Source organism: Yoonia sp. SDW83-1, from assembly GCF_046762885.1.
Lineage (GTDB): Bacteria > Pseudomonadota > Alphaproteobacteria > Rhodobacterales > Rhodobacteraceae > Yoonia.
The window spans coordinates 304,106-327,272 of record NZ_JBKQXO010000001.1 but is presented as its reverse complement, the minus strand read 5'-3'; the positions used below and the strand labels follow the sequence as shown (position 1 = coordinate 327,272).

The 23,167-nt window shown below is 58.1% G+C and carries 26 protein-coding genes; 11 read left to right on the top strand and 15 right to left on the bottom strand.

The genetic code is table 11. The features are described 5' to 3' along the window. Positions 1 to 9 precede the first annotated feature (9 nt). Together glp and ACFWW4_RS01640 are read left to right on the top strand one after the other, a co-directional pair. Positions 10 to 2,079 carry a gephyrin-like molybdotransferase Glp gene (gene glp, locus ACFWW4_RS01645; protein ID WP_411889405.1) on the top strand — a complete coding sequence of 690 codons (2,070 nt, stop codon included), beginning with the start codon at positions 10 to 12 and terminating at the stop codon, positions 2,077 to 2,079. After that, the gene (locus ACFWW4_RS01640; RefSeq protein ID WP_411889261.1) at positions 2,076 to 2,654 is read left to right on the top strand and encodes a GNAT family N-acetyltransferase; all 579 of its coding nucleotides are present in this window, start codon (positions 2,076 to 2,078) and stop codon (positions 2,652 to 2,654) included. Before glp ends, ACFWW4_RS01640 begins: the two co-directional genes overlap by 4 nt. Here the strand turns inward: ACFWW4_RS01640 and mbfA are convergent. Further along, positions 2,651 to 3,628 (bottom strand): iron exporter MbfA, encoded by a 978-nt coding sequence (gene mbfA / locus ACFWW4_RS01635; RefSeq protein WP_411889260.1) that lies wholly within the window; start codon positions 3,626 to 3,628, stop codon positions 2,651 to 2,653. The genes ACFWW4_RS01640 and mbfA overlap by 4 nt on opposite strands. A 153-nt stretch (positions 3,629 to 3,781) precedes the next feature. Here mbfA and ACFWW4_RS01630 point away from each other — a divergent pair, with 153 nt between their 5' ends. Both ACFWW4_RS01630 and ACFWW4_RS01625 read left to right on the top strand, forming a co-directional pair. Next, on the top strand, positions 3,782 to 3,973 hold the full coding sequence (locus ACFWW4_RS01630) for a hypothetical protein (RefSeq protein WP_393932088.1): 192 nt from the start codon (positions 3,782 to 3,784) through the stop codon (positions 3,971 to 3,973). A gap of 108 nt (positions 3,974 to 4,081) precedes the next feature. Further along, positions 4,082 to 4,705, top strand: a complete 624-nt coding sequence (locus ACFWW4_RS01625) for a TetR/AcrR family transcriptional regulator (RefSeq protein ID WP_411889259.1) — start codon at positions 4,082 to 4,084, stop codon at positions 4,703 to 4,705. Here ACFWW4_RS01625 and ACFWW4_RS01620 read toward each other — a convergent pair. Genes ACFWW4_RS01620 through ACFWW4_RS01610 form a run of 3 tightly spaced genes read right to left on the bottom strand, consistent with a single transcriptional unit; the run spans position 4,702 to position 7,555 of the window. Next, the gene (locus ACFWW4_RS01620; RefSeq protein WP_411889258.1) at positions 4,702 to 5,436 is read right to left on the bottom strand and encodes an NYN domain-containing protein; all 735 of its coding nucleotides are present in this window, start codon (positions 5,434 to 5,436) and stop codon (positions 4,702 to 4,704) included. The two genes, ACFWW4_RS01625 and ACFWW4_RS01620, sit on opposite strands and share 4 nt — an antisense overlap. A gap of 2 nt (positions 5,437 to 5,438) precedes the next feature. Then, on the bottom strand, positions 5,439 to 6,446 hold the full coding sequence (locus tag ACFWW4_RS01615; protein WP_411889257.1) for a serine hydrolase domain-containing protein: 1,008 nt from the start codon (positions 6,444 to 6,446) through the stop codon (positions 5,439 to 5,441). Continuing rightward, positions 6,443 to 7,555, bottom strand: coding sequence for an S-(hydroxymethyl)glutathione dehydrogenase/class III alcohol dehydrogenase (locus ACFWW4_RS01610; protein WP_411889404.1), 1,113 nt, complete (start codon positions 7,553 to 7,555; stop codon positions 6,443 to 6,445). The genes ACFWW4_RS01615 and ACFWW4_RS01610 overlap by 4 nt, the downstream gene beginning before the upstream one ends. Positions 7,556 to 7,668: 113 nt before the next feature. On the opposite strand from ACFWW4_RS01610, the gene ACFWW4_RS01605 reads away from it, so the two are divergent. From ACFWW4_RS01605 to ACFWW4_RS01575, 7 genes are all read left to right on the top strand, one after another. Then, positions 7,669 to 7,911 (top strand): hypothetical protein, encoded by a 243-nt coding sequence (locus ACFWW4_RS01605; protein ID WP_411889256.1) that lies wholly within the window; start codon positions 7,669 to 7,671, stop codon positions 7,909 to 7,911. After that, a complete protein-coding gene (locus tag ACFWW4_RS01600) occupies positions 7,911 to 8,195 on the top strand; it encodes an I78 family peptidase inhibitor (RefSeq protein WP_411889255.1) in 285 nt (94 codons plus the stop codon). Before ACFWW4_RS01605 ends, ACFWW4_RS01600 begins: the two co-directional genes overlap by 1 nt. A gap of 261 nt (positions 8,196 to 8,456) precedes the next feature. Continuing rightward, positions 8,457 to 8,792: a DUF2794 domain-containing protein gene (locus ACFWW4_RS01595; protein ID WP_411889254.1), complete on the top strand. Its 336-nt coding sequence runs from the start codon at positions 8,457 to 8,459 to the stop codon at positions 8,790 to 8,792. 140 nt (positions 8,793 to 8,932) lie between these two features. Beyond that, a complete protein-coding gene (locus ACFWW4_RS01590) occupies positions 8,933 to 9,082 on the top strand; it encodes a hypothetical protein (RefSeq protein WP_411889253.1) in 150 nt (49 codons plus the stop codon). After that, a complete protein-coding gene (gene hemP / locus ACFWW4_RS01585) occupies positions 9,082 to 9,249 on the top strand; it encodes a hemin uptake protein HemP (RefSeq protein ID WP_411889252.1) in 168 nt (55 codons plus the stop codon). Before ACFWW4_RS01590 ends, hemP begins: the two co-directional genes overlap by 1 nt. 41 nt (positions 9,250 to 9,290) lie before the next feature. Next, positions 9,291 to 9,725, top strand: a complete 435-nt coding sequence (locus ACFWW4_RS01580; protein WP_411889251.1) for a hypothetical protein — start codon at positions 9,291 to 9,293, stop codon at positions 9,723 to 9,725. Positions 9,726 to 10,224: 499 nt separating this feature from the next. Then, complete coding sequence (locus ACFWW4_RS01575) at positions 10,225 to 10,974, top strand: LytTR family DNA-binding domain-containing protein (protein ID WP_393931926.1); 750 nt, start codon at positions 10,225 to 10,227, stop codon at positions 10,972 to 10,974. On the opposite strand, the gene pdeM is transcribed toward ACFWW4_RS01575, so the two are convergent. The 11 genes from pdeM to ACFWW4_RS01520 all read right to left on the bottom strand — a co-directional run bounded on the left by pdeM (position 10,928) and on the right by ACFWW4_RS01520 (position 23,001). Further along, entirely contained in the window at positions 10,928 to 11,611 is a 684-nt protein-coding gene (gene pdeM / locus ACFWW4_RS01570; protein ID WP_411889250.1) for a ligase-associated DNA damage response endonuclease PdeM, read from the bottom strand. The two genes, ACFWW4_RS01575 and pdeM, sit on opposite strands and share 47 nt — an antisense overlap. A 39-nt stretch (positions 11,612 to 11,650) precedes the next feature. Then, positions 11,651 to 14,056, bottom strand: a complete 2,406-nt coding sequence (locus ACFWW4_RS01565; protein WP_411889249.1) for a ligase-associated DNA damage response DEXH box helicase — start codon at positions 14,054 to 14,056, stop codon at positions 11,651 to 11,653. 42 nt (positions 14,057 to 14,098) lie between these two features. Continuing rightward, a complete protein-coding gene (locus tag ACFWW4_RS01560) occupies positions 14,099 to 14,884 on the bottom strand; it encodes an NAD(P)-dependent oxidoreductase (RefSeq protein WP_411889248.1) in 786 nt (261 codons plus the stop codon). Positions 14,885 to 14,959: 75 nt separating this feature from the next. Then, complete coding sequence (locus tag ACFWW4_RS01555) at positions 14,960 to 16,270, bottom strand: ATPase (RefSeq protein ID WP_411889403.1); 1,311 nt, start codon at positions 16,268 to 16,270, stop codon at positions 14,960 to 14,962. 120 nt (positions 16,271 to 16,390) lie between these two features. Then, positions 16,391 to 16,873 carry a prepilin peptidase gene (locus ACFWW4_RS01550; protein WP_411889247.1) on the bottom strand — a complete coding sequence of 161 codons (483 nt, stop codon included), beginning with the start codon at positions 16,871 to 16,873 and terminating at the stop codon, positions 16,391 to 16,393. 12 nt (positions 16,874 to 16,885) lie between these two features. Further along, positions 16,886 to 17,737, bottom strand: coding sequence for a tetratricopeptide repeat protein (locus tag ACFWW4_RS01545; protein ID WP_411889246.1), 852 nt, complete (start codon positions 17,735 to 17,737; stop codon positions 16,886 to 16,888). Positions 17,738 to 17,763: 26 nt separating this feature from the next. Next, positions 17,764 to 18,321 carry a tetratricopeptide repeat protein gene (locus ACFWW4_RS01540; RefSeq protein ID WP_411889402.1) on the bottom strand — a complete coding sequence of 186 codons (558 nt, stop codon included), beginning with the start codon at positions 18,319 to 18,321 and terminating at the stop codon, positions 17,764 to 17,766. Positions 18,322 to 18,328: 7 nt separating this feature from the next. After that, positions 18,329 to 19,306: a type II secretion system F family protein gene (locus tag ACFWW4_RS01535; RefSeq protein ID WP_411889245.1), complete on the bottom strand. Its 978-nt coding sequence runs from the start codon at positions 19,304 to 19,306 to the stop codon at positions 18,329 to 18,331. 10 nt (positions 19,307 to 19,316) lie between these two features. Further along, positions 19,317 to 20,282, bottom strand: coding sequence for a type II secretion system F family protein (locus ACFWW4_RS01530; RefSeq protein WP_411889244.1), 966 nt, complete (start codon positions 20,280 to 20,282; stop codon positions 19,317 to 19,319). A 5-nt stretch (positions 20,283 to 20,287) separates the two neighbouring features. Beyond that, positions 20,288 to 21,745, bottom strand: a complete 1,458-nt coding sequence (locus ACFWW4_RS01525; protein WP_411889243.1) for a CpaF family protein — start codon at positions 21,743 to 21,745, stop codon at positions 20,288 to 20,290. Between the two features lie 11 nt (positions 21,746 to 21,756). Next, positions 21,757 to 23,001, bottom strand: coding sequence for a CpaE family protein (locus ACFWW4_RS01520; RefSeq protein WP_411889242.1), 1,245 nt, complete (start codon positions 22,999 to 23,001; stop codon positions 21,757 to 21,759). Between the last annotated feature and the right edge of the window lie 166 nt (positions 23,002 to 23,167).

Here is a 23,167-nt window from a genome sequence, read left to right as displayed (position 1 = left end):
CGCGTCATCATGGTGGACTGGTCCGGTGGCAATGATCGCGGACCGCGCCCTGTGAAAGACGCGATCTGGGCCTGCGTCGCGGCGCATGGAGAGGCCGAGACCCCTGTCTATCTGCGTAACCGGCAACTGGCCGAGACGTGGATCACCGACATGCTGACCGATCTGCGTGCCGCGGGGCATCGGGTGCTTGTCGGGTTCGATCTGTGTTTTGCCTATCCAAAGGGCTTTGCCGCGCAGTTGATCGGGTCCGAGGATACGCTGGCGCTTTGGGATTGGTTTGAGGAACAGGTGCATGATAGCCCAACGGCCAACAACCGGTTCGATCTGGCCGCCGAGATCAACGCCCGCTTTCCCGGTACTGGCCCGTTCTGGTTTAACGGGCTGCAACGTGACATCGCAAATCTGCCGCGAAAGGGGCGTGATCGGGCAGGGCATGGCCTGCCAGAAAAACGCGCGGCGGATCTGGCGATCCCCGGCAGCTTTTCTCCATGGCAACTGGCCGGTGCCGGTGCTGTCGGTGGGCAGGTCATCATGGGTCTGCCGGTGCTGTCGCGCCTGCGCAGGGCCTTCGGCGCGGATCTGTGCGTTTGGCCTTTCGAAGCCCCGGATGCGCAGATCGTCCTGGCGGAAACCTATTTCTCGCTCCTGCCCGATCTGGTTGCCGCTGATCCTCATACGATCCGTGATGCATCGCAGACATCGCTGTTTGCGCGCGTCTTTTCTGCACTGCCGCCTGACCAGATGGCCCGGCTGATGGCGGTGGATGCAAGCCCTGAGGGCTGGGTCTTGGGCGCCGGTGAGGCCGAGACCCTGCGCGCCGCCATGGCCTTACAACCGCCGCCCTTGCGCAACGATTGCTTTGCGATGCCGCAAGGGGCACATTGGACACCGGTGGATGAGGCACTGGCGCACCTGAAGGCGCAGCTTTCGGTTGTCACAGGGGTTGAGACGCGGCCAGTTGCCAAGGCAGCTGGGTTGTTTTTGGCCGAGGATGTCCGGGCTGCGCGATCCCATCCACCCGCTCCGAACTCTGCAGTGGACGGCTACGGGTTTGCCGGGCCGGCACCGGAGGGTGTGAACCAACTGCCTTTGGTGGCGGGGCGTGCGGCTGCGGGGCGGCCTTATGACCACGTCGTGCCCGAGGGCTATGCGATCCGCATCTTGACCGGTGCGAACCTGCCGGATGGGGTGGATACGGTCATTCTGCAGGAAGACGTGACCGCGACCGAGGCGCAGATCGCCTTTCACGGCCCGTTAAAGAAGGGGGAGAACGCGCGTGATGCGGGCGAAGATATGGTTGCGGGTGACGTGATCATGCACGCCGGACGTCGCCTGACGCCCGCTGATCTGGCCACCATGACGGCGGCTGGGGTTGGGCAGATTAAAGTCCGTAAACCATTGCGTGTCGGCATTCTTTCCACCGGAGACGAGTTGCGCGAACCGGGGGATGCCGCAGGTCCAGGTCAGATATTTGACGCCAACCGCCCGATGCTTTGCGCGGTCGCGAAGGCATGGGGCTATGATGTGGTCGATCTGGGCCGCGCGCTGGATGATAGGCCCAAACTGCGCGTCATTCTGGACGATGCCGCCGGACGCTGTGATGTAATCCTGACATCCGGCGGGGCCTCTGCGGGGGATGAGGACCACATGTCGGCCTTGCTGGAGGGGACCGGGACACTTGCTTTGTGGCGAATGGCGATCAAACCGGGGCGCCCGCTGGCGCTGGGGCTTTGGCAAAAGACTCCGGTTTTTGGGCTGCCTGGTAATCCCGTGGCGGCGATGGTCTGCGCGCTGATCTTTGCCCGACCGGCGCTGCGTGTTTTGGCTGGCGGCGACTGGGTCGAACCGCAGGGGTTCATGGTACCCGCCGGTTTCACAAAATCGAAGAAAGAAGGGCGCCGCGAATATCTACGCGCCCGGATCGAAGATGGGCGGGTGGCGATCTTTCCATCCGAAGGTTCGGGCCGGGTATCTGGGCTCAGCTGGGCTGCTGGCCTTGTCGAACTGGGCGATGTTGCGCAGCAAATCACCCCGGGCGATCCGGTTCATTTCATTCCGTTCAGCAGTTTCGATATATGATCATCACAACAGGTATACCCGAGATTAACCGCCCCGAAGCCGCCGCCCTGTATTGGGAGGCATTTGGTGAAAAGTTGGGATTTGTGCTGGGGCCGAAATACCGCGCGCTGATTTTCATCACCCGCGTTCTGCGGTCCGATCACGGGATCTGCGCCCATGATGAGGATGGTCAACTGCTGGGGGTTGCCGGGTTCAAAACGTCGCAAGGCGCGCTTGTGGGCGGTGAGTTTCGCGATCTGCGCAAGGTCTATGGCTGGGTCGGGGCGTCGATTAGGGCGCTGTTGCTAAGCGCGTTAGAGCGCGACACGGAAAACGAACGGTTCCTGATGGACGGGATTTTTGTTGCGGAAGAGGCGCGGGGAAAGGGCGTTGGCACGGCCCTGCTACACGCAGTCTATGCCGAGGCGAAGCTGCGGGGGTACCGGCAGGTGCGGCTGGATGTCATCGACACCAACCCGCGTGCGAGGGCGCTATATCTTCATGAAGGTTTTGAAGAGGTTGACACCCGACAGATCGGCCTTCTGCGCCATATCTTCGGGTTCAATTCTTCAACGACCATGGTGCGCGACGTCTAGCCCGACCCGATCAGCGCGCCTGCGGCAAAGACCAGCGCGCCCCCCAGCACGACCTGAAACGTGGCCCGCAAAAATGGGGTATCCATGTAGCGGTTCTGGATCCAGACAATCGCCCATAGTTCGACGAAAACGACGATCAGCGCGATGGTGGTTGCAGTCCAGAAATCGGTGATCAGATAGGGCAGGGCGTGGCCCAACCCGCCGATTGTCGTCATGATCCCCGACGCAAAGCCGCGCTTGTAGGGCGATCCGCGCCCTGAAATCTGGCCATCATCTGACGCAGCCTCGGTAAATCCCATCGAGATACCGGCGCCGACAGAGGCCGCGAGACCGACCAGAAAGGTGGTCCAGGTATCCTGCGTGGCGAAGGCGGTCGCAAAGATCGGGGCGAGGGTGGATACCGACCCATCCATCAACCCCGCCAGCCCCGGTTGCACCCAGGTCAGGACGAACTGGCGATGTGCCGCACTTTCTTCTTCTGATTTTGCATCGGTGCCAAGATGCTTTTCAGCCAGCGCGCCCGCCTTTTCGGTATGCCCGGCCTCTGCCGCAGCCAGATCGCCCAGCAATTTCCGGGTCGCGGCGTCCGATGTGTTCGCCGCGGCGGTTTCGTAAAACCGTTGCGCGTCACGCTCCATCTGTCCGGCTTCCTCGCGGATGCGTTCGAGTCCCAGATTTTCGATCAGCCAGACCGGGCGGCGGGCGTAAAAGCCTGACACGTGTTCGCGCCGGATCAGTGGAATCACCTCGCCAAAACGGGTGGCGTGCAGGTCAATAAGGCGGCGACGGTGTTCATCTTCCTCTACAGCCATTCCATCGAAGACGGCGGCCGAGGCAGGATACTCCGCGCGTAGATGTTCAGCATAACTGCGATAGATCCGCGCGTCGTCTTCTTCGGACGAGATGGCCAGGGCCAGAATTTCCTGCTCTGACAGGTCTTTGAAGCGGCGGCGGTTTGCGAGTCCGGGGATCATTTGTTTTTCCAGGATTAGAATGATTCTAAATTAGCTGATTGCCTGATGAGGGCAAGGACGAAAAAGTGAACTAATCAGTTCATTTTTCCCTTGCAATCTAAACTGAACTGTTTAGTTATGTTTTTAGAGATAACACCAACCCAGGAGCCAATGATGAACCGCATCCTTTTTGCCACTCTAACCGCCGCTACACTTGCAGCCGCTGCCCCTGCGGCTGCGTTTTCCTACGCCGTTGATTTCCCGGTCCTGACCTTCCCGCCACAGCCGACCCCGGAAACGACACAGGGTTGCACCGATTTGACAACCACAGTTCAGGGCGAAACTTGCACCGCACCCGCAAAGTAAGCGCCCCTGGCGGTGGGGCACCCCGTCCCCTTTGGCCCCACCGCCGCAATATCCTTGCTCGAAATGAACCGATCAGTTTATGATGCGTTACCACAAGGGGAGGACGCGATGCCCGATGGCACAATAGAACCCAAAAAAGGCCGGAAGTTTGATCAGGTGCTGGAAGGCGCCCGACAAGTATTCCTGTCCGACGGGTTCGAAGGCGCGTCGGTTGATGATATCGCCCGCGCTGCCGGTGTGTCCAAGGCAACGCTTTACAGCTATTTCCCCGATAAACGTTTCCTGTTCATGCAGGTCGCCAAGACCGAATGCTGCAGGCAGGCGGATACCGCCATCGAGTCGATCGATATGAATGCGCCGGTGCAGACGGTGCTTTGCGATATTGCCCGGCAGATGGTCGATTTCATGACCTCGGAATTCGGCCAGCGCATTTTCCGCATCTGTGTCGGTGAAAGCGACCGGTTTCCTGAGTTGGGCCGTGAGTTTTACGAAAGTGGCCCGATGCTGATCCGCGATCGGTTGGTCGCCTATTTCGACAACGCAATCGCGCGCGGCGAATTGAAGATCGAGGACAAGACGCTCGCGGCGGAACAATTCCACGAACTGTGCAAGGCGGACCTGTTCCCGCGCATGGTCTTCAATATGGCCAGCGAATTCACCGAAGCTGAAAAACTGCGGGTTGTGGATGGCGCGGTTGAGATGTTCATGGCGCGATACGGCGTCAAGGATTAGTCGATCCTGCGCACCTCCAAGTGATTTCCTTGTCCCTTGCGGGTTTCGAATCGACCTGTCTTTTCCAGTAGATCGCTGAGTTTCGCGCTGCCATAGGTCCGCGGATCGAAATCGGGATTGGCGCGGGTGATGTATTGCCCCAGCTGGCCCAGCTTGAACCATTCCCCTTCCAGGTCGATGCTGTCCATCGCCTTGATCACCATTGGCACGACCTTTGACGGTGGCTGACGCTTTGACGTTTCGGTGGTCGCTGTTTTGGCAGCCTTTTTGGGTGGTGTATCCGGCGTGTCCTGCCCGACGATATTCTCGATCAGGATGAACCGGTTGCAGACATTGCGCAGGCTGACCGGGGCCTTGCCTTCTCCAATCCCGATCACCTCGACCCCGTCTTCGCGCAACCGGTTGGCCAGTGCGGTAAAGTCGCTGTCGGAACTGACCAACACGAATCCGTCGAACCGGCCCGTATGCAGGATATCCATCGCATCGATGACCAGACCGATATCGCTGGCATTCTTGCCCTTCGTGTTGGCGGTTTCCTGATTGGCGACCAAACCCAGTTCGACCACCTGTTTCTTCCAGCCGCTCAGGGCAGCACTTGACCAGTCGCCATAGACCCGGCGCAGCGCCGGCTCGCCATACGTCGTGATCTCGCGCAGGATCGCGTCGGCGTATTTGGCGGGGATATTGTCCGCGTCGATCAGCACGGCAAACAGCATGCGGTCCTTGGCCATGGTCATCCTTTCCAGTCAGCTAGGGCTGCGCATATCTGCAATTCGGCGTCCGAGAAAGCATCATCTTCATCCCCCATCGCCAGCCCGTTCAACGCATAGGCGACGCTCAGATCGCGTTCCCGATCATACCAAACCCCGCCCCTGAAGCCGTAGGCATTGCCGAAATGACCGATCAGGGGGCGGGGGTAGAAGTTCGGCGTGTCGAATATCTGTAGCCCTGCGCCATAGCTTTCAAACACCCCGCCTTCATAATCGCCGGGCCCCATCGTGGGCGTCCACAGTGGTGTTGCATCGGCGTTTCGCAATCCTCGGGCCAACTCCAACATACCGGTCAGCGACAGGCGCAGCCCGCCCTGCGGCGAATAGACCCCGGGATGGGTTCCATCAGGCACCGGTGCAATCGTTTCGTCGATCTGCGCCACAAATCCGCTATCGTCCCGCCGATAGGTCGGCAATCGGTCCGCGCTATCGATCCCGACCCAGTTGAAGCCGGCGCGTTCCGGCAGCAAGTGGCTCACCGCATCGGGAAAGGGTTGCCCGGAAAGTTTTTCCAGCGCGGCAGCGAGGATCAGATAGCCCAGATTGGAATAGCTGAAATATGTGCCAGGCGGGTGGCGGTGGATCGGCTGCGTACCGCACCATTCTGCCAATACCGCATCCGGCGGCAGCACATACCCGGCATCATCCGTCAGCCCTGCACTGTGGCTGGCCACCATGCCCAGCGTGATGGGGGTTTCGGCGAAATCCGGGTTGCGCAGCCGCCACCCCAGAATGTCAGAGATATCCGTTTGCCATGTCGTGGCCTTTGTCTTGACGAAGGCTGCCATGGCCTGCCCCACTACGATCTTTGAAATCGACGCGACGCGGAACATGGTGTCGGGCCCGGCGCTGATCCTCGGTGCCGTCGCGATTGCAAGATGGGTGTCTCCCCCCTGTGCCAACGCAATCCCGCAAAACGCAAAAGGCCCGGTCAGTGACCGGGCCAATGCGTCAAGCTGGGCTGCGTTCAAAACTCCACCACCGCCCGGATCGACTTGCCTTCATGCATCAGGTCGAACCCTTTGTTGATGTCATCCAGCGACAGCTTGTGGGTGATCATCGGGTCGATCTCGATCTTGCCCTGCATGTACCAATCCACAATCTTGGGCACATCCGTCCGGCCCCGCGCGCCACCAAAGGCGGTGCCGCGCCAACTGCGCCCGGTGACCAGTTGGAACGGCCGGGTGGAAATCTCGGCCCCAGCGGGTGCGACCCCGATGATGATGCTTTCGCCCCAGCCTTTATGCGCGGCCTCCAATGCGGTGCGCATGACGCCGACATTGCCGGTGGCATCAAAGGTATAATCGGCCCCGCCACCGGTCAGTTCGACCAGATGGGCCACCATATCGCCGGTCACATCCTTGGGGTTCACGAAATCGGTCATGCCGAACCGCTTGGCCATCTCGACCTTGCCGGGGTTCAGATCGACGCCAACAATCTGGTCGGCCCCTGCGAGCCGCAGACCCTGAATGACATTCAGACCGATGCCGCCCAGACCGAACACAATGGCGCGGCTGCCGATCTCGACCTTGGCAGTATTGATCACGGCGCCGATTCCAGTGGTGACGCCGCAACCGATATAGCAGATCTTGTCAAAGGGGGCATCTTCCCGGACCTTGGCCAGCGCAATCTCTGGCAGGACGGTGTGGTTGGAAAAGGTCGAACAGCCCATGTAATGCAGGATCGGCGTACCATCCAGCATGCTGAAACGGCTGGTTCCATCGGGCATCACCCCGGCCCCCTGCGTACTGCGGATTTTTTGGCACAGGTTGGTTTTCGGGTTCAGGCAGTATTCGCATTCGCGACATTCAGGCGTGTAAAGCGGGATCACATGATCGCCCGGCTTCAAGCTGGTCACGCCCTCGCCGATTTCGACCACGACACCGGCGCCTTCATGGCCCAGAATGGCGGGAAACATGCCTTCGGGGTCGGCCCCGGACAGGGTGAATTCATCGGTATGGCAGATACCCGTTGCCTTGATTTCCACCAGAACCTCTCCGGCTTTCGGCCCTTCCAGGTTCACCTCCATCACTTCCAGAGGCTTGCCCGCCTCCATGGCCACTGCCGCACGTGTCCGCATCATACCGTCTCCCTTATCATTGCCTGAAAACCATCAGCCAACAGGCAGTCGATTTCAACCATTCAATGACTTCGTCCTTGCCAAGGCAGGACAGCTACGGCGATGATGGCTGCATGAAGAAACTGACTTTTATCCTGCTGCTTGCGGCCTGTGGCGATGCCACGGTCGGCGGCGGTTGTAACCTTTCTGGCTTTGACGATCTGGTCGGGCAGAATGCATCGGTGCTGGCGCAACGCACGGACGCCGATTTTGTCATCATCGAAAATGGTGAAGTCTGGACCGGCCAGCCGACGGGACGGCAGACCATTGTGTTCCTCGACGCCAATCGCAACATCCTGAGCTTTGGCTGCGGGTGATGCTGAGTCGCGTCGGACCTATTGGGCTGATCGCGATCTTGTCCGCCTGTACAGGTGGAGAGACGCCGACCCTGCCATTGCCACCCACGATCGAGGATACGTGCAACGCCGCCCGCTACGGCGATCTGATCGGTCAGGATGCAACCGCGCTGGAAAAGGTGCTGATCCTCGGCATGGTCCGTGTGGTCCGGCCCGGCGATATGGTGACGATGGATTTCCAACCGGAACGGATCAATTTCGGCATCGGCATCGATAACCGGATCACCGATATCTCCTGCGGCTGACAAATCTTGCCGTCACCAATACTGGCTTGGCGAATGGTGATATTGTCTGATGGGGTTCAAGCGAAAGTCTCCGGTGTCACGAACTGGGTGGGGGCTATTGACCGCAACACCGGAGTAGCATTTCGCTATGCCCTTAACATTGCGTTCACTTGTGTTCCCAGTGCGTAACAGCAGAGGCGGAGGAAAGGTGATTTTGCGGCATAACAAAGGCAGGTGGTTCTGCGTGCTTGATTTTCCAAGGATTTGCGGTGACGCTGGGGTATGAACATTCAACCCCAGCCGCCTTTTCAGGCCCCGCCACAGGTTGCATTTCACCGGACAGAGCTTGGGGTGATTCTTGGGCTTTACGGGCGGATGGTGGCGGCGGGCGAATGGCGTGACTACGGCATATCCAGCCTGCGCGACGTTGCGATCTTTTCGGTGTTTCGCCGGACCGCCGAGAACCCGCTTTATCGCATCGAAAAACGGCCCAAACTGCGCCTGAAGCAGGGTCAATATGCTGTTATCGGTATGGACGGGCAGGTCCTCAAACGGGGCAATGACCTGCGCCAGGTCCTACGTGTGTTGGAGCGCAAGTTGATCCGGGCGGTTGAATAGGCGCGGCAAAAAATCTATACCTGACTAAAAAACTCAGATTGACATATGCGCCTGTTTTGCGCATGCTGAACAGTGTATCCAGCCACCCGCGCGCACGCCGTGGGAAGCCCGATCATGACACATGAAAGGACACCAAGGCGATGCAACCGGACACAACCCCAAAAGACGATGACAACCGCCAACCGGTAAAACCCGATCTTGCGCAATTGATGGACATGCTGGACGCCCCACAAGATGTCGATCTTGCCTGGCTCTTTGAACGGCAGCCGCGCATGTCGGAGGATCTGTGATGTCGATCCACACCATGCCTGCCCGAACCGACCAGCCCAGTCCGAACCTGCCCGTCTATGATGCCGAAGTGCTGACAGAAGGTGGCGATCTGGCCCATATCGTGCTGGGCGAACAGGTCTATACGTTGCGCATTACCCGCGCCGGCAAGCTGATCCTGACGAAATGAACCCGGTATCAGCGCCCGCAGGCGGCAGGAGTGTTGGCCATATGGCTGACCTGAGCCCGATAGAGGCCAGTCTGATCTTATACATGCGCCTTTGGTGCGATGGATCTGACGGTCAGACGGCTGTGTGGAGCGACCTGTCGCAGGCGCTTGGCCCGCAACGGGGCCGATCCGCACTGGGCGCGTTCGAGATGCTGTTTAACCTCTGCGCTCGGCATGGGCGGCGGCCCCTGATGCGCCATGCTGTCGGTTGTTGTTGCGTCGGTGCGGACGAGGCGTGTTTCGCCAATTTCGTCATGACCGCCGCGACAGGCGAGCGTGACGATGCCATGCTGATCGCCACCCTGCTTGTGCGCGCGGATGTTGCCCCGGTGATCACCAGCGTCGCGGCTCAGGTGGGTTTGGCATTGCATCAGATAGAATTGCGCCCCCAGATCGCCACGACCGATCTATCGCAGCGGCCCAGCATCCTGCACTAAGTTCTCTGATCCAGCGATTGGGCGCGTTCGTTGCGCGAGCGCCAGACCTCGCTGCCCGGCAGTCGTTTGTGCTGCGAATGATGGGACGGGACGCACGGCGTCCGCAATACGCGTTTTGATAAACGATGCGCAGCAATCGAAACTTTGCATCACCTGACTAAGCCCAACAACCAATGGACCAATGGCCAGATCGAACGGATGAGTCGCACAATCAACGACGCGACCGCGATGTGATATCAAGACGACAGACACAATCATCTTAGAAGCCACCTCGCCGACTTCCTTGATGATTAGAGCTTTTCGCTCTTTCAAAAGACCTTACAAGGTCTCATGCCATGTAGACATTTCGGCGGCATTCTTGGCATCAGATCCAGATACATCCATCTTGAATGCGATACACCGAATGCCAGAACTGAATATCTAAACTGTGTTACAATTGATTCTGACGGGCAAGCGACGGTTGCCTGACGTGAATAGGTTGGTTAACACACTCATAATGATGAGTTTTCTGTCAAAGGCTGTGCGGTCGTTTGGGACGGATCCGGTTTGGTCGTTTCTATTCGGGCTGGCGATTATCGTGGCACTGATCGGCCCGTTTGGCACATTTGACGCGCTGAACCTGCCATTGCGATTGTTGTACTGGGCACCGGTGGTTTTGGGAGCAAATGTGTTTGTCCGGCTCTCCAATCGATTGGTGAACAGGTTCGCCGCAAATCCGACGCCGCTGCAATGGCAGGTCCTGACCATTGTTGTCTTTTCAATGACCTTCTCCCCTGCTGTTTGGTCCTATAGCGCGTTGTTTTCGGATCAGCTTCGCGGCTTGAACAGTCTTTTCGTCATCTTTTTCAACGTATTTTGCGTCACGGCGGCTATCGGGTTTTTGGTGTTTTTCATGACCCGCACGTCAGCTGAAAGGGTTGAAGAGACAACTATCCGCCCGCGTCTTTTCAACCGCCTGCCGGATGGGACCGACGCTGCGATTGTCCGGCTGACGGTGGATGATCACTATGTTCAGGTGCATATGGATGACGGCCATGTGCATCGTATTCTGATGCGCTTTGCCGATGCGGTGAATGAGATGGACGATACACTGGGGTTTTGCACACACCGATCGCACTGGGTTGCTGCCGGTTTTGTCACGCAAAGCCTGCGCGAGAATAACCGCGAATTTCTGATGCTGGGCGACGGGGCAAAAGTGCCGGTCAGTAAGACATACCGCGAAAATGTGGCCGCGGCGGGGTTTTTGTAACCGGAACCGCGATGGCCCTTTTGCCGGTCAGGATCGCCATGGGCTGACCGTCAAACAATTGCTGTAGGCCAGGCGTGTCGCTGGACAGCCCGCCGGTATAGGCCCCATAGGCGGGCATGATCAGCCGTGATGTGTCATAAAGAAACGCGGGTCGGCTGCGCCCGGCGAGCCGGTGTTTGGGGTGGTAATGTCCTGATACCTCAGCGGTTTGTGCGGATGCGATGTGACGAAAGGTCAGCGCACCGATGCTGATCTGTGCCAGATGGCTGCCGCCAAGATCAACCGGCCCTGGATCGTGATTGCCTTCGATCCAGACCCATTTGCGCCCTGCCTGAAGGCGCGACAGCCAAAGCGCCATGTCATCCAACAGGCTGAGTGCGGCGTCCAGATCATCGAAACTGTCGCCCAGGCAGATGACCATTTGCGGGCGGGTGGTGTCGATGTCGCTTTCAAGTTTTTCCAGTGTCGCCTGAACCTCGTAAGGTGGCAACATCACCCCGCTGCGGCGCGCGATCCTGTCGGATTTCCCCAGATGCAGGTCAGAAACGCAAAGAAGGTCATGATCCGGCAGATGCAGCGCGCCAGAGGGCAGGGCGGTGCAGCGCGTGTTGCAGAAGAGGAAGCTATGGCCGTTCATGATCTGTTCTTTGCGTGATTGTGTCTGACGGCGCAAGTCCTAAAGGTCGCTGACGCCGGCGGTGTCCATCAGATGCAGCGCGGCCTCTTCCAGCAGTCTGTCTTGGGCGGCCCCGGCGACGGGGACCTTGCCCACCTCAAGGAACAGTGGCGCGGCTAGCGGTGTGACGCGGTCGAGGATCACGTGATCGACGCGGCCCTGTGTGCGGGTCAGCATTTCCTCGATCCGGCCAAAATCCACAAGGCCGCGCATTGCCTCTTCACGGGTGATTTGCAGCATCAGGTGGTCGGGGTCGTATTTGGCCAGCGTGTCATAGAGGATGTCGGATGAAAACGTCGCCTGCCGCCCGGTCTTGCGGGTTTGTGGCAGGTTGCGTTCGATAAGGCCGGCGATGGTGGCCGCCCCCCGGAAGGTGCGTTTCATGACCGCATTGCCAGACAGCCAGGTTTCGAAACCCGCCCGCAGATCGGGTTCGCGGAACAGTGGCGCGGGGTCGAGAACCGGATCAAGTCCCCAGATCAGGGTGGCGTAGTCGGTCGCGACGAAGCCCAGCGGATGCAGGTCCATTTCCTCCATCCGTTGTGTCAATAGCATCCCTAGGGTCTGCATGGCATTGCGTCCGGCAAACCCGTAGGCGCAAATATGCTGCCGCCCGTCATGGGGGAAACTTTCGACAAGGATGCGGTCGGCCTCGGGCAGTTTGGACACTTCATGCTGAAGGCTAAGCCATTCGGCGGTGTGGGTGGGCAGTTCGGGCCAGCTGTCCTGTCGGAACATGCGAAGGATCCGTTGCGACAGTTGCGTGGAATTGGCGAATTTTGTGCCCATGAAGGTGGCGATCTTGGGTGTCTTGTCGCCGCGACGGCTGACCTCTACCGTCATTTCCTTGAGGCCTTCGTAGCGGACAACCTGCCCGCCGATCAGAAACGTATCGCCCGGCGTCAGGGTGGCAGCAAATCCTTCCTCGATCTCACCAAGTTGTTTGAAACCGCGTTTCAGCCGGACCTTGAGCGTGTCGGTATCCTGAATCGTGCCGATATTCATGCGAATGCGCTGGGCCGCGCGGGGGTCGCGCAACTGCCATTGGCCGTCAGCCGTTTGTAGCAGCCGTTTCCATTTGTCATAGGCACGCAGGGCATAGCCGCCGGTGGCACAGAAATCGAGGCAATCATCGAATGCAGCGCGTGTCAGTGTGGCGTAGGCACCGACTGTTTTGACCTCGGCAAATAGCGCATCAGCGTGGAATGGGCCGCTGCAGGCGGCGATCAGAATATGCTGGCACAGCACATCGCGGGGGCCTGGGCCTTTGGGATCACCGTCGAGGTCGTGTTCTCTTGCGGCTTCAAGCGCTGCGACACATTCGACCACCTCGAACCGGTTGGCGGGCACGAGAATCGCCTTGGACGGAGCATTGTAGCGGTGGTTGGCCCGCCCGATCCGCTGCACCAGTCGTTTGACGTTCTTGGGCGCGCCGATCTGGATTACCAGATCGACATCGCCCCAGTCGATGCCAAGGTCGAGTGATCCCGTGCAGACGATGGCGCGCAATTCGCCTGCGACCATCGCCGCCTCGACCCGTTCGCGTTGTTCGCGGGCGAGGCTGCCGTGGTGTATGCCGATAGGCAGATCATCCGCATTGGCCAGCCACAGATTGTGGAAAAAGATTTCGGCCTGCGCACGGGTGTTGTGGAAAATCAGCGTGGTTTTGTGCTGTCTGACCTGTGCCAGCACCGCCGGAATGGCATAGGCCGCCCCACCGCCCGACCAGGGCGGTTTCTCGTCGGTCGTCAGCATGCTGATATCCGGGTCGGGGCCGGGATCTGCGTTGATGATCTCGCAAAGGTCAGGATGGCAAGCCAGTTGTTGGGCGATGGCGGCTGGGTCTTCGACTGTGGCGGAGAGGCCGATGCGCCGCAGCCCGGGTGCGAGTGTTTGCAGGCGGCTGATGGCGAGCATCAACTGGTCCCCGCGTTTGCTTTCGGCGAGCGCGTGGATTTCATCGACGATTACCCGTTGCAGCCCGTGGAAGATACGCGGAGCGTCTTCGTAGCTGGTCAGCAAAGCCAGCGACTCAGGTGTCGTCAGCAGGATATGCGGTGGGTCCGCCCGCTGCCGCCTTTTTTGCGTATAGGTTGTGTCGCCGGTCCGATCCTCGATCCGGATCGGCAGGCTCATTTCGGCCACGGGGGTGCGCAGGTTGCGTTTGATGTCCGCCGCCAGCGCCTTGAGCGGTGAGACGTAGAGCGTGTGCAGCCCCTCATGCTGGCCATTGGCAAGTTCGGTCAGCGTCGGCAGAAAACCGGCCAGGGTCTTGCCGCCACCGGTGGGGGCGATCAGCAGCAGGGATGGCGCATCGGTCCGGTCCAGCATGGCCTGCTGATGCGGGTGGATATGCCATCCGCGGCTGATGAACCAGTTTTCGAAAACGGGGGGCAGGGTGGTCATGGCACTAAGGTGCGGCTGGCGGGGGATGGGTCAAGACCCATCTTACGGGCGGGTCCGGGGTGCCAGTGTTTTCAGCGTGGCCTGGGCCGCCTTTGGCAGGTCCGTCCTGTCATCGGGCGCGATGTCAAATGCGGCGTCGATATCCTTGACCAAAATGCCGATGGTATTGTCAGGCGCAAAACCGTCGCGTGCGAATTCGATATCATTGAAGCCAGATGCCAGCCAATTCTGCCCGGAGGCCGTGTGGATCAGGGCGAGCAGTTTGTCTTCGGCCACACCCGCCGCATCGGCCCAATCAAGCACAAGGCGTGTCATGGCTGTGTTTGATGCAGCCAACAGGTTGTTGAGCACCTTGGCCGTCATTCCTGCCCCGTAACCGCCCATGTTGTGGATCACGGTGCCCATGGCCTGCAGGATCGGCAGTACCGCAGACGTATCGCCGCCGGTCATGAAAGTCAGCGAGCCTGCATCCGCCCGCACCTTGGCACCTGACATCGGGGCATCAATCAACGCGATGCGGGATGGGACGCGGCTGCGCAGCGCCTTGACGTAGTTTGGCGACAGGGTGGAACAGATGATGATGGTGTGCAGGTCCGGTGCAGCCGTGACGATCGCCTGATCGTCAAACAGCACCGCGTCCGTTTCGACCGCATCACGAACCACCGTGATCAGGGTTGTCAGCCCGTCGCGGAATGCGTCGATATCCTGCCCGGCGCCGGGGCGCGGACGGATGTCAAAGCCGCGCGCGTCAAACCCGGCCTTTTGCAGATTGGCCAGCATTCCGGCCCCCATTCGGCCGCAGCCTGCCACACCGACGATATCCGCCATCCTTACCCCCGAACGAAAAAGACTTCCCCGATGGTATGGGGAAGCCAGTTGCTTGGGAATGTCGAAATGGTGGTGTTAGCGCACGATCTCTTCTTCTTTGACGAACATGTTCGCCCATGCGCGGTCGATCAGTTCCGGCGACATCTGATAGGGGATGCCTTCGAATTCACAGATCGAGATCATCTGGTCGATGAGGAAGATCGGCTGATAGTTCGCATAGATATTGTCGATCTCGGGATAGCGCACATTCAAGAGGTGAACGAGTGTGTCTTCGTCCAGCGGCATCTTCCGCTTGCGGGCGACCATGGCAAAGATTTTCAGGTAATCTTCCTGGTCGGGGCCATCGATCTTGATCTTGTAAAAGATACGGCGCAAGGCCGCTTTGTCGAAGATCGCGTTGGGGTGGAAGTTGGTCGAGAAGATGACCAGCGTGTCAAACGGTACCTCGAACTTTTCGCCCGATTGCAGGGCCAGGATATCCTTGTTTTCTTCCAGCGGAACGATCCAACGGTTCACAAGGGTCTGCGGTGGTTCGGCCTGACGGCCAAGGTCGTCCACGATGAAGATGCCACCGGTCGATTTCAGCTGCAACGGGGCCTGATAGGTCCGGGCGGTGGGGTTATAGACAAGGTCCAGCATGGACAGTGACAATTCACCGCCGGTGATGACGGTGGGCCGTTCGCAGCGCACATAGCGCGTGTCGAACCGGCCTGATGTCCGGCGCAGGCTGTTGGGATCGTCCACGTCATCTTCTGCCGCGCTATGTACGATCGGGTCATAGACGGTGATGACCTGACCGGAATACTCGATGGCACGGGGCACGTAGATCTTATCACCCAACGCATCGCGAATACCGTTCGAGATGGAGGATTTACCGTTACCGGGCGGGCCGTACATCAGGATCGACCGACCGGCGCTGACCGCCGGGCCGAGGTTGGACAGCAAATCCTCTGGCAGAATCAGATGGCCCATCGCGGTGGCCAGTTGATCGCGTGTGATCTGGATGTTGCGGATCGACTGGCGTGCAATCTGTTCGCGATACTTGTCGAGCGGGACCGGCATCGCGCCGTAATATTCCGACTGGCTGAGCGCGTCGAGCGCGCGCGCACGGCCCGCATCGGTCAGCTGATAGCCCATTTCATTGCCGTTATTGGCGTTCAGCGTGCCTGTCGCCTCAAGCAGTAGTTGTCCGCGCGCCAGATCCACAAGTTCTTGTGTGACTGGGATGGGCAGACAGATGGCGCGGCTAAGCGTTGACACCATGTCCAGGTTCATCCGGAACATGGTCTTGATCAGGATGTCGCGCATCATTGACATGGGCAGCAGCATGCCTTCGAGGCTACGCGGCGCTGGCGGCGCCAAGACTGTCGAGTTTTGCACGTTCATATTCATCCAGCCCCTTCAAGAACAACAACCACGCATCACACCGCGTTGTGGTTAAGATTGCAGCCTATTATGGCGAAATAGTGAACAAACATGTGCCAGTAAAAGGCATTGAACTATTTCTCAGCGATATGCCGCCACCAGCAGAAGGTAGAATACCAGGGTCATGCTAAGTGGCAGGCCTTTGGGAAATCGCTTGTCTTCCCAGCTTTTCCAATGCGGGACTTGGGCCCGAATGGGCGTGTATTTGGCCAGCCGGTGCACAATCAATGACGCGATCAGGCAAGCGGCGAAAACCCGCAGAATCAGGTCCAGATCGGCCACAACCAGCATTGGTGCAGCTGCCGCGATGAATTTGGCATCACCCGCCCCCATGACCCGTGCAGCCCATAACAGGATACAGACCGCCAGCATGACAGGCAGATGCAGCCATTGCCACAGATACATCGGCAGGCCAAAGGCGTACGGGCCCAGAATTGCGTATGCGATCACCAGCGCCATCACCGATTTATTGGTGATCTTCATTGAGCTCATATCGCTCCAGGATACATAGATGGCGATGGGGATGACGGCTGGCAGAAACCAGTATGCTGCGTATGCCGTCATCCGGGTTTCGGTCTAGTTCGACACGTTGTTTTCAAGTGCGGCCAGCGCCCTTGTTGCTTCTTCGAAAAACCTTGGGTGGGTTTCGATCGCCTCTGACAACAGCGCCTTGCCGGTTGCCACATCATTCTGCTTGATCGCGGTCAGAGCCATAGTGTGCAGAAGCTGTGCCCGTTCCACCTGGGTCATCTGCACAACGGGCAGTGTGTAGTCACGCTGGGCTCCGCGTGCCAGAACCATGTTGTTCTTGGCGGTGAACAAGGTCCGATCATACAGCAAGGCGTCAGCGAAAAGCCGTTCCGCCGCGCTGTATTCGCCACGGGTCAGTTTTGAGAAACCCCAGTTATTGTAGACCGGGGCGGGCCGTGTGGTCAGCCCAACGGCGGTTTCATAGAAGCTGTCAGCCTTGTCCCATTGCTGTCGGCTATCGGCCACCATTGCTTCGAGACGGTATCGCTTGAACGTTTCATGAGTAGGGGGGACGGTATTGAGCGTCGCTGCTGCCTCATCCCAGCGATTGGCGCGAATATAGGCATCAGCCAGATCGACACTGTCTGAGTTTTCGGCCTCTTCATGCGCTACGACCTGTTGCCAGGCTGCGATTGCATCCTGTGGCCGTCTGGCGCGGACCAGCGATTTCGCCAAGCCGCGTTGAAGGTCAATGCGGCCTGGATCATTGGCGTTGGCACCCGCGAAATACTTTACCGCTTCATCCGGGTCACCGACGGTCAAGAACACATCGTTGAGGTTCGTTTCGTCAACGACGTTGAGGTCTTTTAGCGCGCGTTCAACCTCTGCCTCGCCGGAATCTTCGCAAGCGGCCAGGCCAACAACGGCGCATAGCGTCAATAGAATGGTGTGGCGCATTTTTCTGCGTCCTTTTGCTGCTCTACCTATAATGCCGTCAGGAGTTCAAAATCGCCTCTCCCCCGACGTATCAGATTGAAGTTCTGATTTTCTTGTGCCGCATTATCACCCGGATTTTGTAAATTTGCGAGTGCTAAGCGCAAATTGTCGCGAATTTCGTCGGAATTTCCGTTATCTGCGGCAAATGCGCGTCGAAAAACCTCGCTCGCTTCGCCCACTTTCCCTCGTTCCATCAAGATAACGCCCAGATTGTTCCAGGCGGGCGGAAAGGTCGGGTCTTCTTCGGTGGCCTGTCGCAGCAGTTTTTCGGCCTGACCCAGGCGCCCCAGTTTGAGATTGGCCGATCCTAATGCGGACAGCGTATCAACATTCAGGCCTTGCTGGGCCGCAGCACGAGTATAGGCCTTCAGCGCCAGCTCATACTCATTAGCGGCCATCAGCCGGTGCCCCACGATCAGCCCGTCCACGTCTGATTGCCCGGCGACGCCCGGCGCGAAAACGCCATCGGAACGACCAAGGCCGCCCGAGTTGCAGGCGGCCAATGTGATCAGGGCCAGGATGGACAAGACCCGTTTCAAGTTCATTTCTTGTTTAGCCCCCGGCCCCGCCACCAAGATTTTTAATAATGGCATAGATTGATGGTCCGATCAGAATGGCCATCAGTGGCGGCACCGTCAACATCATCGTTGCCAACGTCATTTTGGTCGGCAGCTTGTTGGCCTTTTCCTCGGCGCGCATGACGCGTTTGTCGCGCATTTCAGAGGCGTAGACCCGCAGCGCATCCGCGATCGATGTACCGAATTGTTGCGACTGGACCAGCACTGTGACAAAGCTGGAAATATCAGTCGACCCGGCGCGATCTGCCATATCCTTGAGAACGGCGGTTTTGTCTTTACCGGCCTTCATTTCCTGACAGACAATTTCGTATTCTTCGGCGAGATCGGGGAAGCCGGCCTTTAATTCGCGGGCCACCCGCAAAATGGATTGGTCGAGTGATTGTCCGGCTTCGACACACACCAGCATCATGTCCAGACTGTCGGGAAAGCCATCGGAGATTGCCGCTTTGCGTACTTCCTGTCGGCGCGTCACCCAATATCGTGGCAACATGTAACCGGAACCGCCAGGGATCAGGATCATTAACGCCAGGTTAGTCGGCTCCACCTCGCTGATTGTGCTGCTCCAGATGGCGTAGACGCCACCTATCAGTAGACCAAAGATGCCCAAAGCGAATTGGAGAAAATGGTAGATGCGCACTGAGTTCTTGCTGCGATAACCGGCCTGCATCAGCTTGAGTTTTACGGCAGAATACTCCTCCGCATTCTGCGGCTCCAGAAAGTTGGAATACTTCTCAAGCTTATCCTTGTTGCTAGCCGCCCGCAGCTTTTCGCCTTTGTCGGTCGTTTTTTTCTCTTGGCGGACATTTGCCTTGAGCCGGTCAAGCGGGTCCTCTTCCTTTTTGAGCAAGACTGGCAGCGTGATCAGGATCAAGAATATCCCAAGCAAGCCGACCACCATTAGTGGGCCAAATGGTCCGAGGTATTCGATAATCAGGTTTTGTACAGCTTCCATCTTATTGACCTCAGACTTTGATGTTCACAAGGGCGCGCATAACGATCAGGTTCAGAACCAGAAGCACTGCAACCACCAGACAAGCGGGAATGAAGTAGGCGCTTTCCATCACCTCATCAAAATAGTCCGGTTTCACCAGGTTGATGCCGACCAATGCAATGATGGGGAAGGCCGACAACAGCTTGCCGGACCATTTCGCTTCTGCGGTGATCGCGTTGACCCGACGAAACAAGCGGAACCGCGCCCGGATCACTTTTGCCAGCCCATCAAGAATTTCGGCGAGGTTACCACCCGAAGTCTGCTGAATGGTCACTGCCACCGCGAGGAAACGCATATCCTGAATGTCGAGCCGCTCAGCCATAGCCTTGAGCGTTTCACCCATATCGCGGCCATATGCGGCCTCATCAGAGATCATGCCCATTTCAGTGCCCAACGGATCAGGGACTTCGCGAGCGACAATTGCTACAGCGGACGAAAACGGGTGGCCAACGCGCAGGGACCGCACCATTAGCTCTACAGCTTCGGGCAGTTGTTCGGCCATCATGTTCATGCGTTTGTTGGCCTTGCTGCCCACCCACGTATAAACACCGCCGACACCCATAGACACGGCGACCAGTGCGCGGATCGCAACCCCGACTTCTGTCATGACGGACAGCAGAACAAAGGCGGCACCGCTGACCAAAACCATCACGAGGATCAGTTGGGTCGGCGTGAACGCGATGTTCGCTTTCTGCGCCTTGTTTGCAAGCATCGAATAGATCGGAATGCTTTGCGATTTCATATGCTGCGTCATTTCCTTACGCAGCTGGTCAAGCACCTGTTCGCGGTTTCCGCCCTTATCAAGCATTTCAAGGCGACGGTTCACCTTGCCATCCATGCTGATCGACTTGCCGAAGATGACAAGATAGGCACCCTGCACGAGTGCGAGGACCGCAATGAAGATGATAATATAGATAAGCGGTTCAGTCGAAATCATATCGCTTACTCCGCGACCATTGGTTCAAAGATGGCTGGCGGCAGGTCGAAGCCCCACAGCTTGAAGCGTTCCGAAAAGTGGCTGCGCACGCCTGTGGCCGTGAAGTGGCCAATGATCTTGTTGTCGGGCGTCAGACCCACACGCTGATAGCGGAAGATTTCCTGCATTGAGATCACGTCGCCCTCCATGCCGGTGATTTCCGTGATCGAAGTCATGCGGCGCGACCCGTCCTGCAGGCGCGAGGCCTGCACAATCAGGTTTACAGCGGATGAAATCTGGCTGCGCATTGCCTTGATCGGCATTTCGATCCCAGCCATCGCGATCATGTTTTCCAGACGGGACACACCGTCGCGCGCGCTGTTGGCGTGGATCGTCGTCATCGAACCGTCGTGGCCGGTGTTCATGGCCTGCAACATATCGATGACTTCCTCGCCCCGCGTTTCCCCTACGATAATGCGGTCCGGACGCATCCGCAGGGCGTTTTTCAGACAATCGCGCTGAGATACCCCACCTTTGCCTTCGACGTTCGGCGGGCGGCTTTCCATCCGGCCGACATGGGTCTGTTGCAGTTGAAGTTCCGCCGTATCCTCGATCGTCAGGATACGTTCGGCGTCATCAATAAAGCCCGATAGAGCGTTCAGTGTGGTTGTCTTACCAGAGCCTGTACCACCCGACACGATGACATTCAGCCGGGTAGAAACGGCGGCCTGAAGATAGGCGGCCATTTCTTCGGTGAAGGCTCCAAATTTGACAAGCTCTTCAATACCGAGCTTGTCCTTTTTGAATTTACGAATGGAAACCAGGCTGCCGTCAACAGCAATCGGCGGCACCATTGCGTTGAAACGGGACCCATCTGCAAGACGGGCGTCAACATAAGGGTTACTTTCGTCGACGCGCCGACCAACGGCCGACACGATCTTGTCGATGATACGCAGCAGATGCTTCTCGTCCTTGAAGGCAATGTCGGTCAGTTCAAGTTTACCGTTGCGTTCCACGAAAATCTGCTGTGGTCCGTTGACCAGAATATCGTTCACGCTGTCATCTTTCAGCAGCGTTTCCAGTGGACCAAGACCGGTGACTTCAAAGAACAGATCCTGGCTGAGCGTCTGACGTTCGTCGCGGTTCAGAACGATCCCCATGTCTTCCAGGGTTTCGTTTGCAATCGCGTTAATTTCGGTGCGCAGTTCCTGTTCGGACGCGGTATCAAGAGCAGCAAGGTTCAGATTATCGAGCAGGGACTTGTGCAGTTCCAGCTTGATTTCCTGCAGTCGTTCCTTACGCCGCTTTTCCTTGTCCATCGGGCCAGCCTCTGCGGGCCGCTTGGGCATGGTTTTCATCAGGGACTGGCGCGGCTCCTCTGATGGGGCCACGACGATTGGCGATACTTTCCCTTTGGGTGATGGGGTCGCCGCCTTGGCTGGCGCGTCCTTGGGACCATTCGGTTTTTTGTACTTCGAAAACATGGATTTGCCTCTTAAGCTCGGGCTTCGACTGCGTCAGCCTGGTTGACGTCATGCACAGACTTCGCAAGTTTCAGGATTTCCTTACGCAGCGGATTCTTCGGGATGCCTTCGGCCATTGGTGCGCCATGGTCGGCCGCTTGTGCAACAGGCTTACCGCCGTCAGGCAGCAAAACCTCGACCGATATTCCAAGGCTTTCGGAAAGTCGTTTCACGCGGCTTTTACCGTTCAGGTCGGTGAAGCCGGGCGCACGGTTCAACACAAAGCGCAACTTTTCAAAAGGCAGATCCTCTGACTGCAGGGCCCGCTTGATCCGCAGCGTATTCTGGGCCGACCGCATATCAAGTTCGATCATGGCGAAATAGACGTGTGCCAGTTCCAGAACGGTCTGCGACCATTCCACCATCGTGGACGGCATATCGATGATGACATAGTCAAAGTTGACGCGCGCCATCTCAATTACGCGCTGGATGTCTTCGGGTGTGATCATATCCAGCGGGATCATGTCCGTGGGCGAGGTCAGCACATGCAGTTTTTCGCCGTAGGTCAAAAGCGCCTGCATGAACACTTCGCTGTCCATGGATTCGGTGTCGGTCAGCATCTCGAGCACGGATTCGCGGCGCGGCAGGTCCAGATATGTCGATGCGGTGCCGAACTGGAAATCGAGATCAATCAGGCAAACCTTGGGTGGATCATCCTTTTCGATATTGGCCAACTCCCAGGCCATGTTGACGGCCAACATGGTTGCACCGGTGCCACCTGCCAGACCATGGATGGGTATCACAACGCCAGACCGATCACCTGTTGCCTTGAATTTGGATTCGCCGCTGGGCGTTTCAACGGGATCTTCGGCGGTCAGGACGCGTTCGATTGCGCGGGCAAGCTCGTTCTCGGGCAGGGGGTAGGGGACAAACTCATCACCGCCTTCGCGCAGCAACTGATGCAGCGCGGTCGGGCTAACATCCTCTGCGATTAGGATAACTTTGACCTTGGCGGCCTTGGCGGCAGCGATAACGCCGGAAATCGTCGGCAGACTGTCTTCGTCCTCCGAATCCATTGCGATGGTCACAAACTGAAGCGAACGTGCTTCTGGCTGACTCAGAAAGGATGCCGCATCTTCGAAGCTCAGATCACCCCATGAATCGCCCAGCGCTGCTTCCATGTCCTCAATCAGGAGGTCGAAAATCTGTACATCACGGCTGATTGTGCAAGCAACGATGGGTGGTTGGTCGTGCTGAACGGCCGGGCTCGTGCTCATTGTCTCGCGTCCTCATCATATTCATCGTCGAAACCTATTTCATTTGGTTGCGTGCAGCCAGATGCAGGGTTTCGAGTCAGCCCGAAAACGGGCTCATGGATCCATAATGATGAGTATTGGTTACAATCGTGTCGAGATTTGGACAAAAAGATCGTAATTGTGCGGT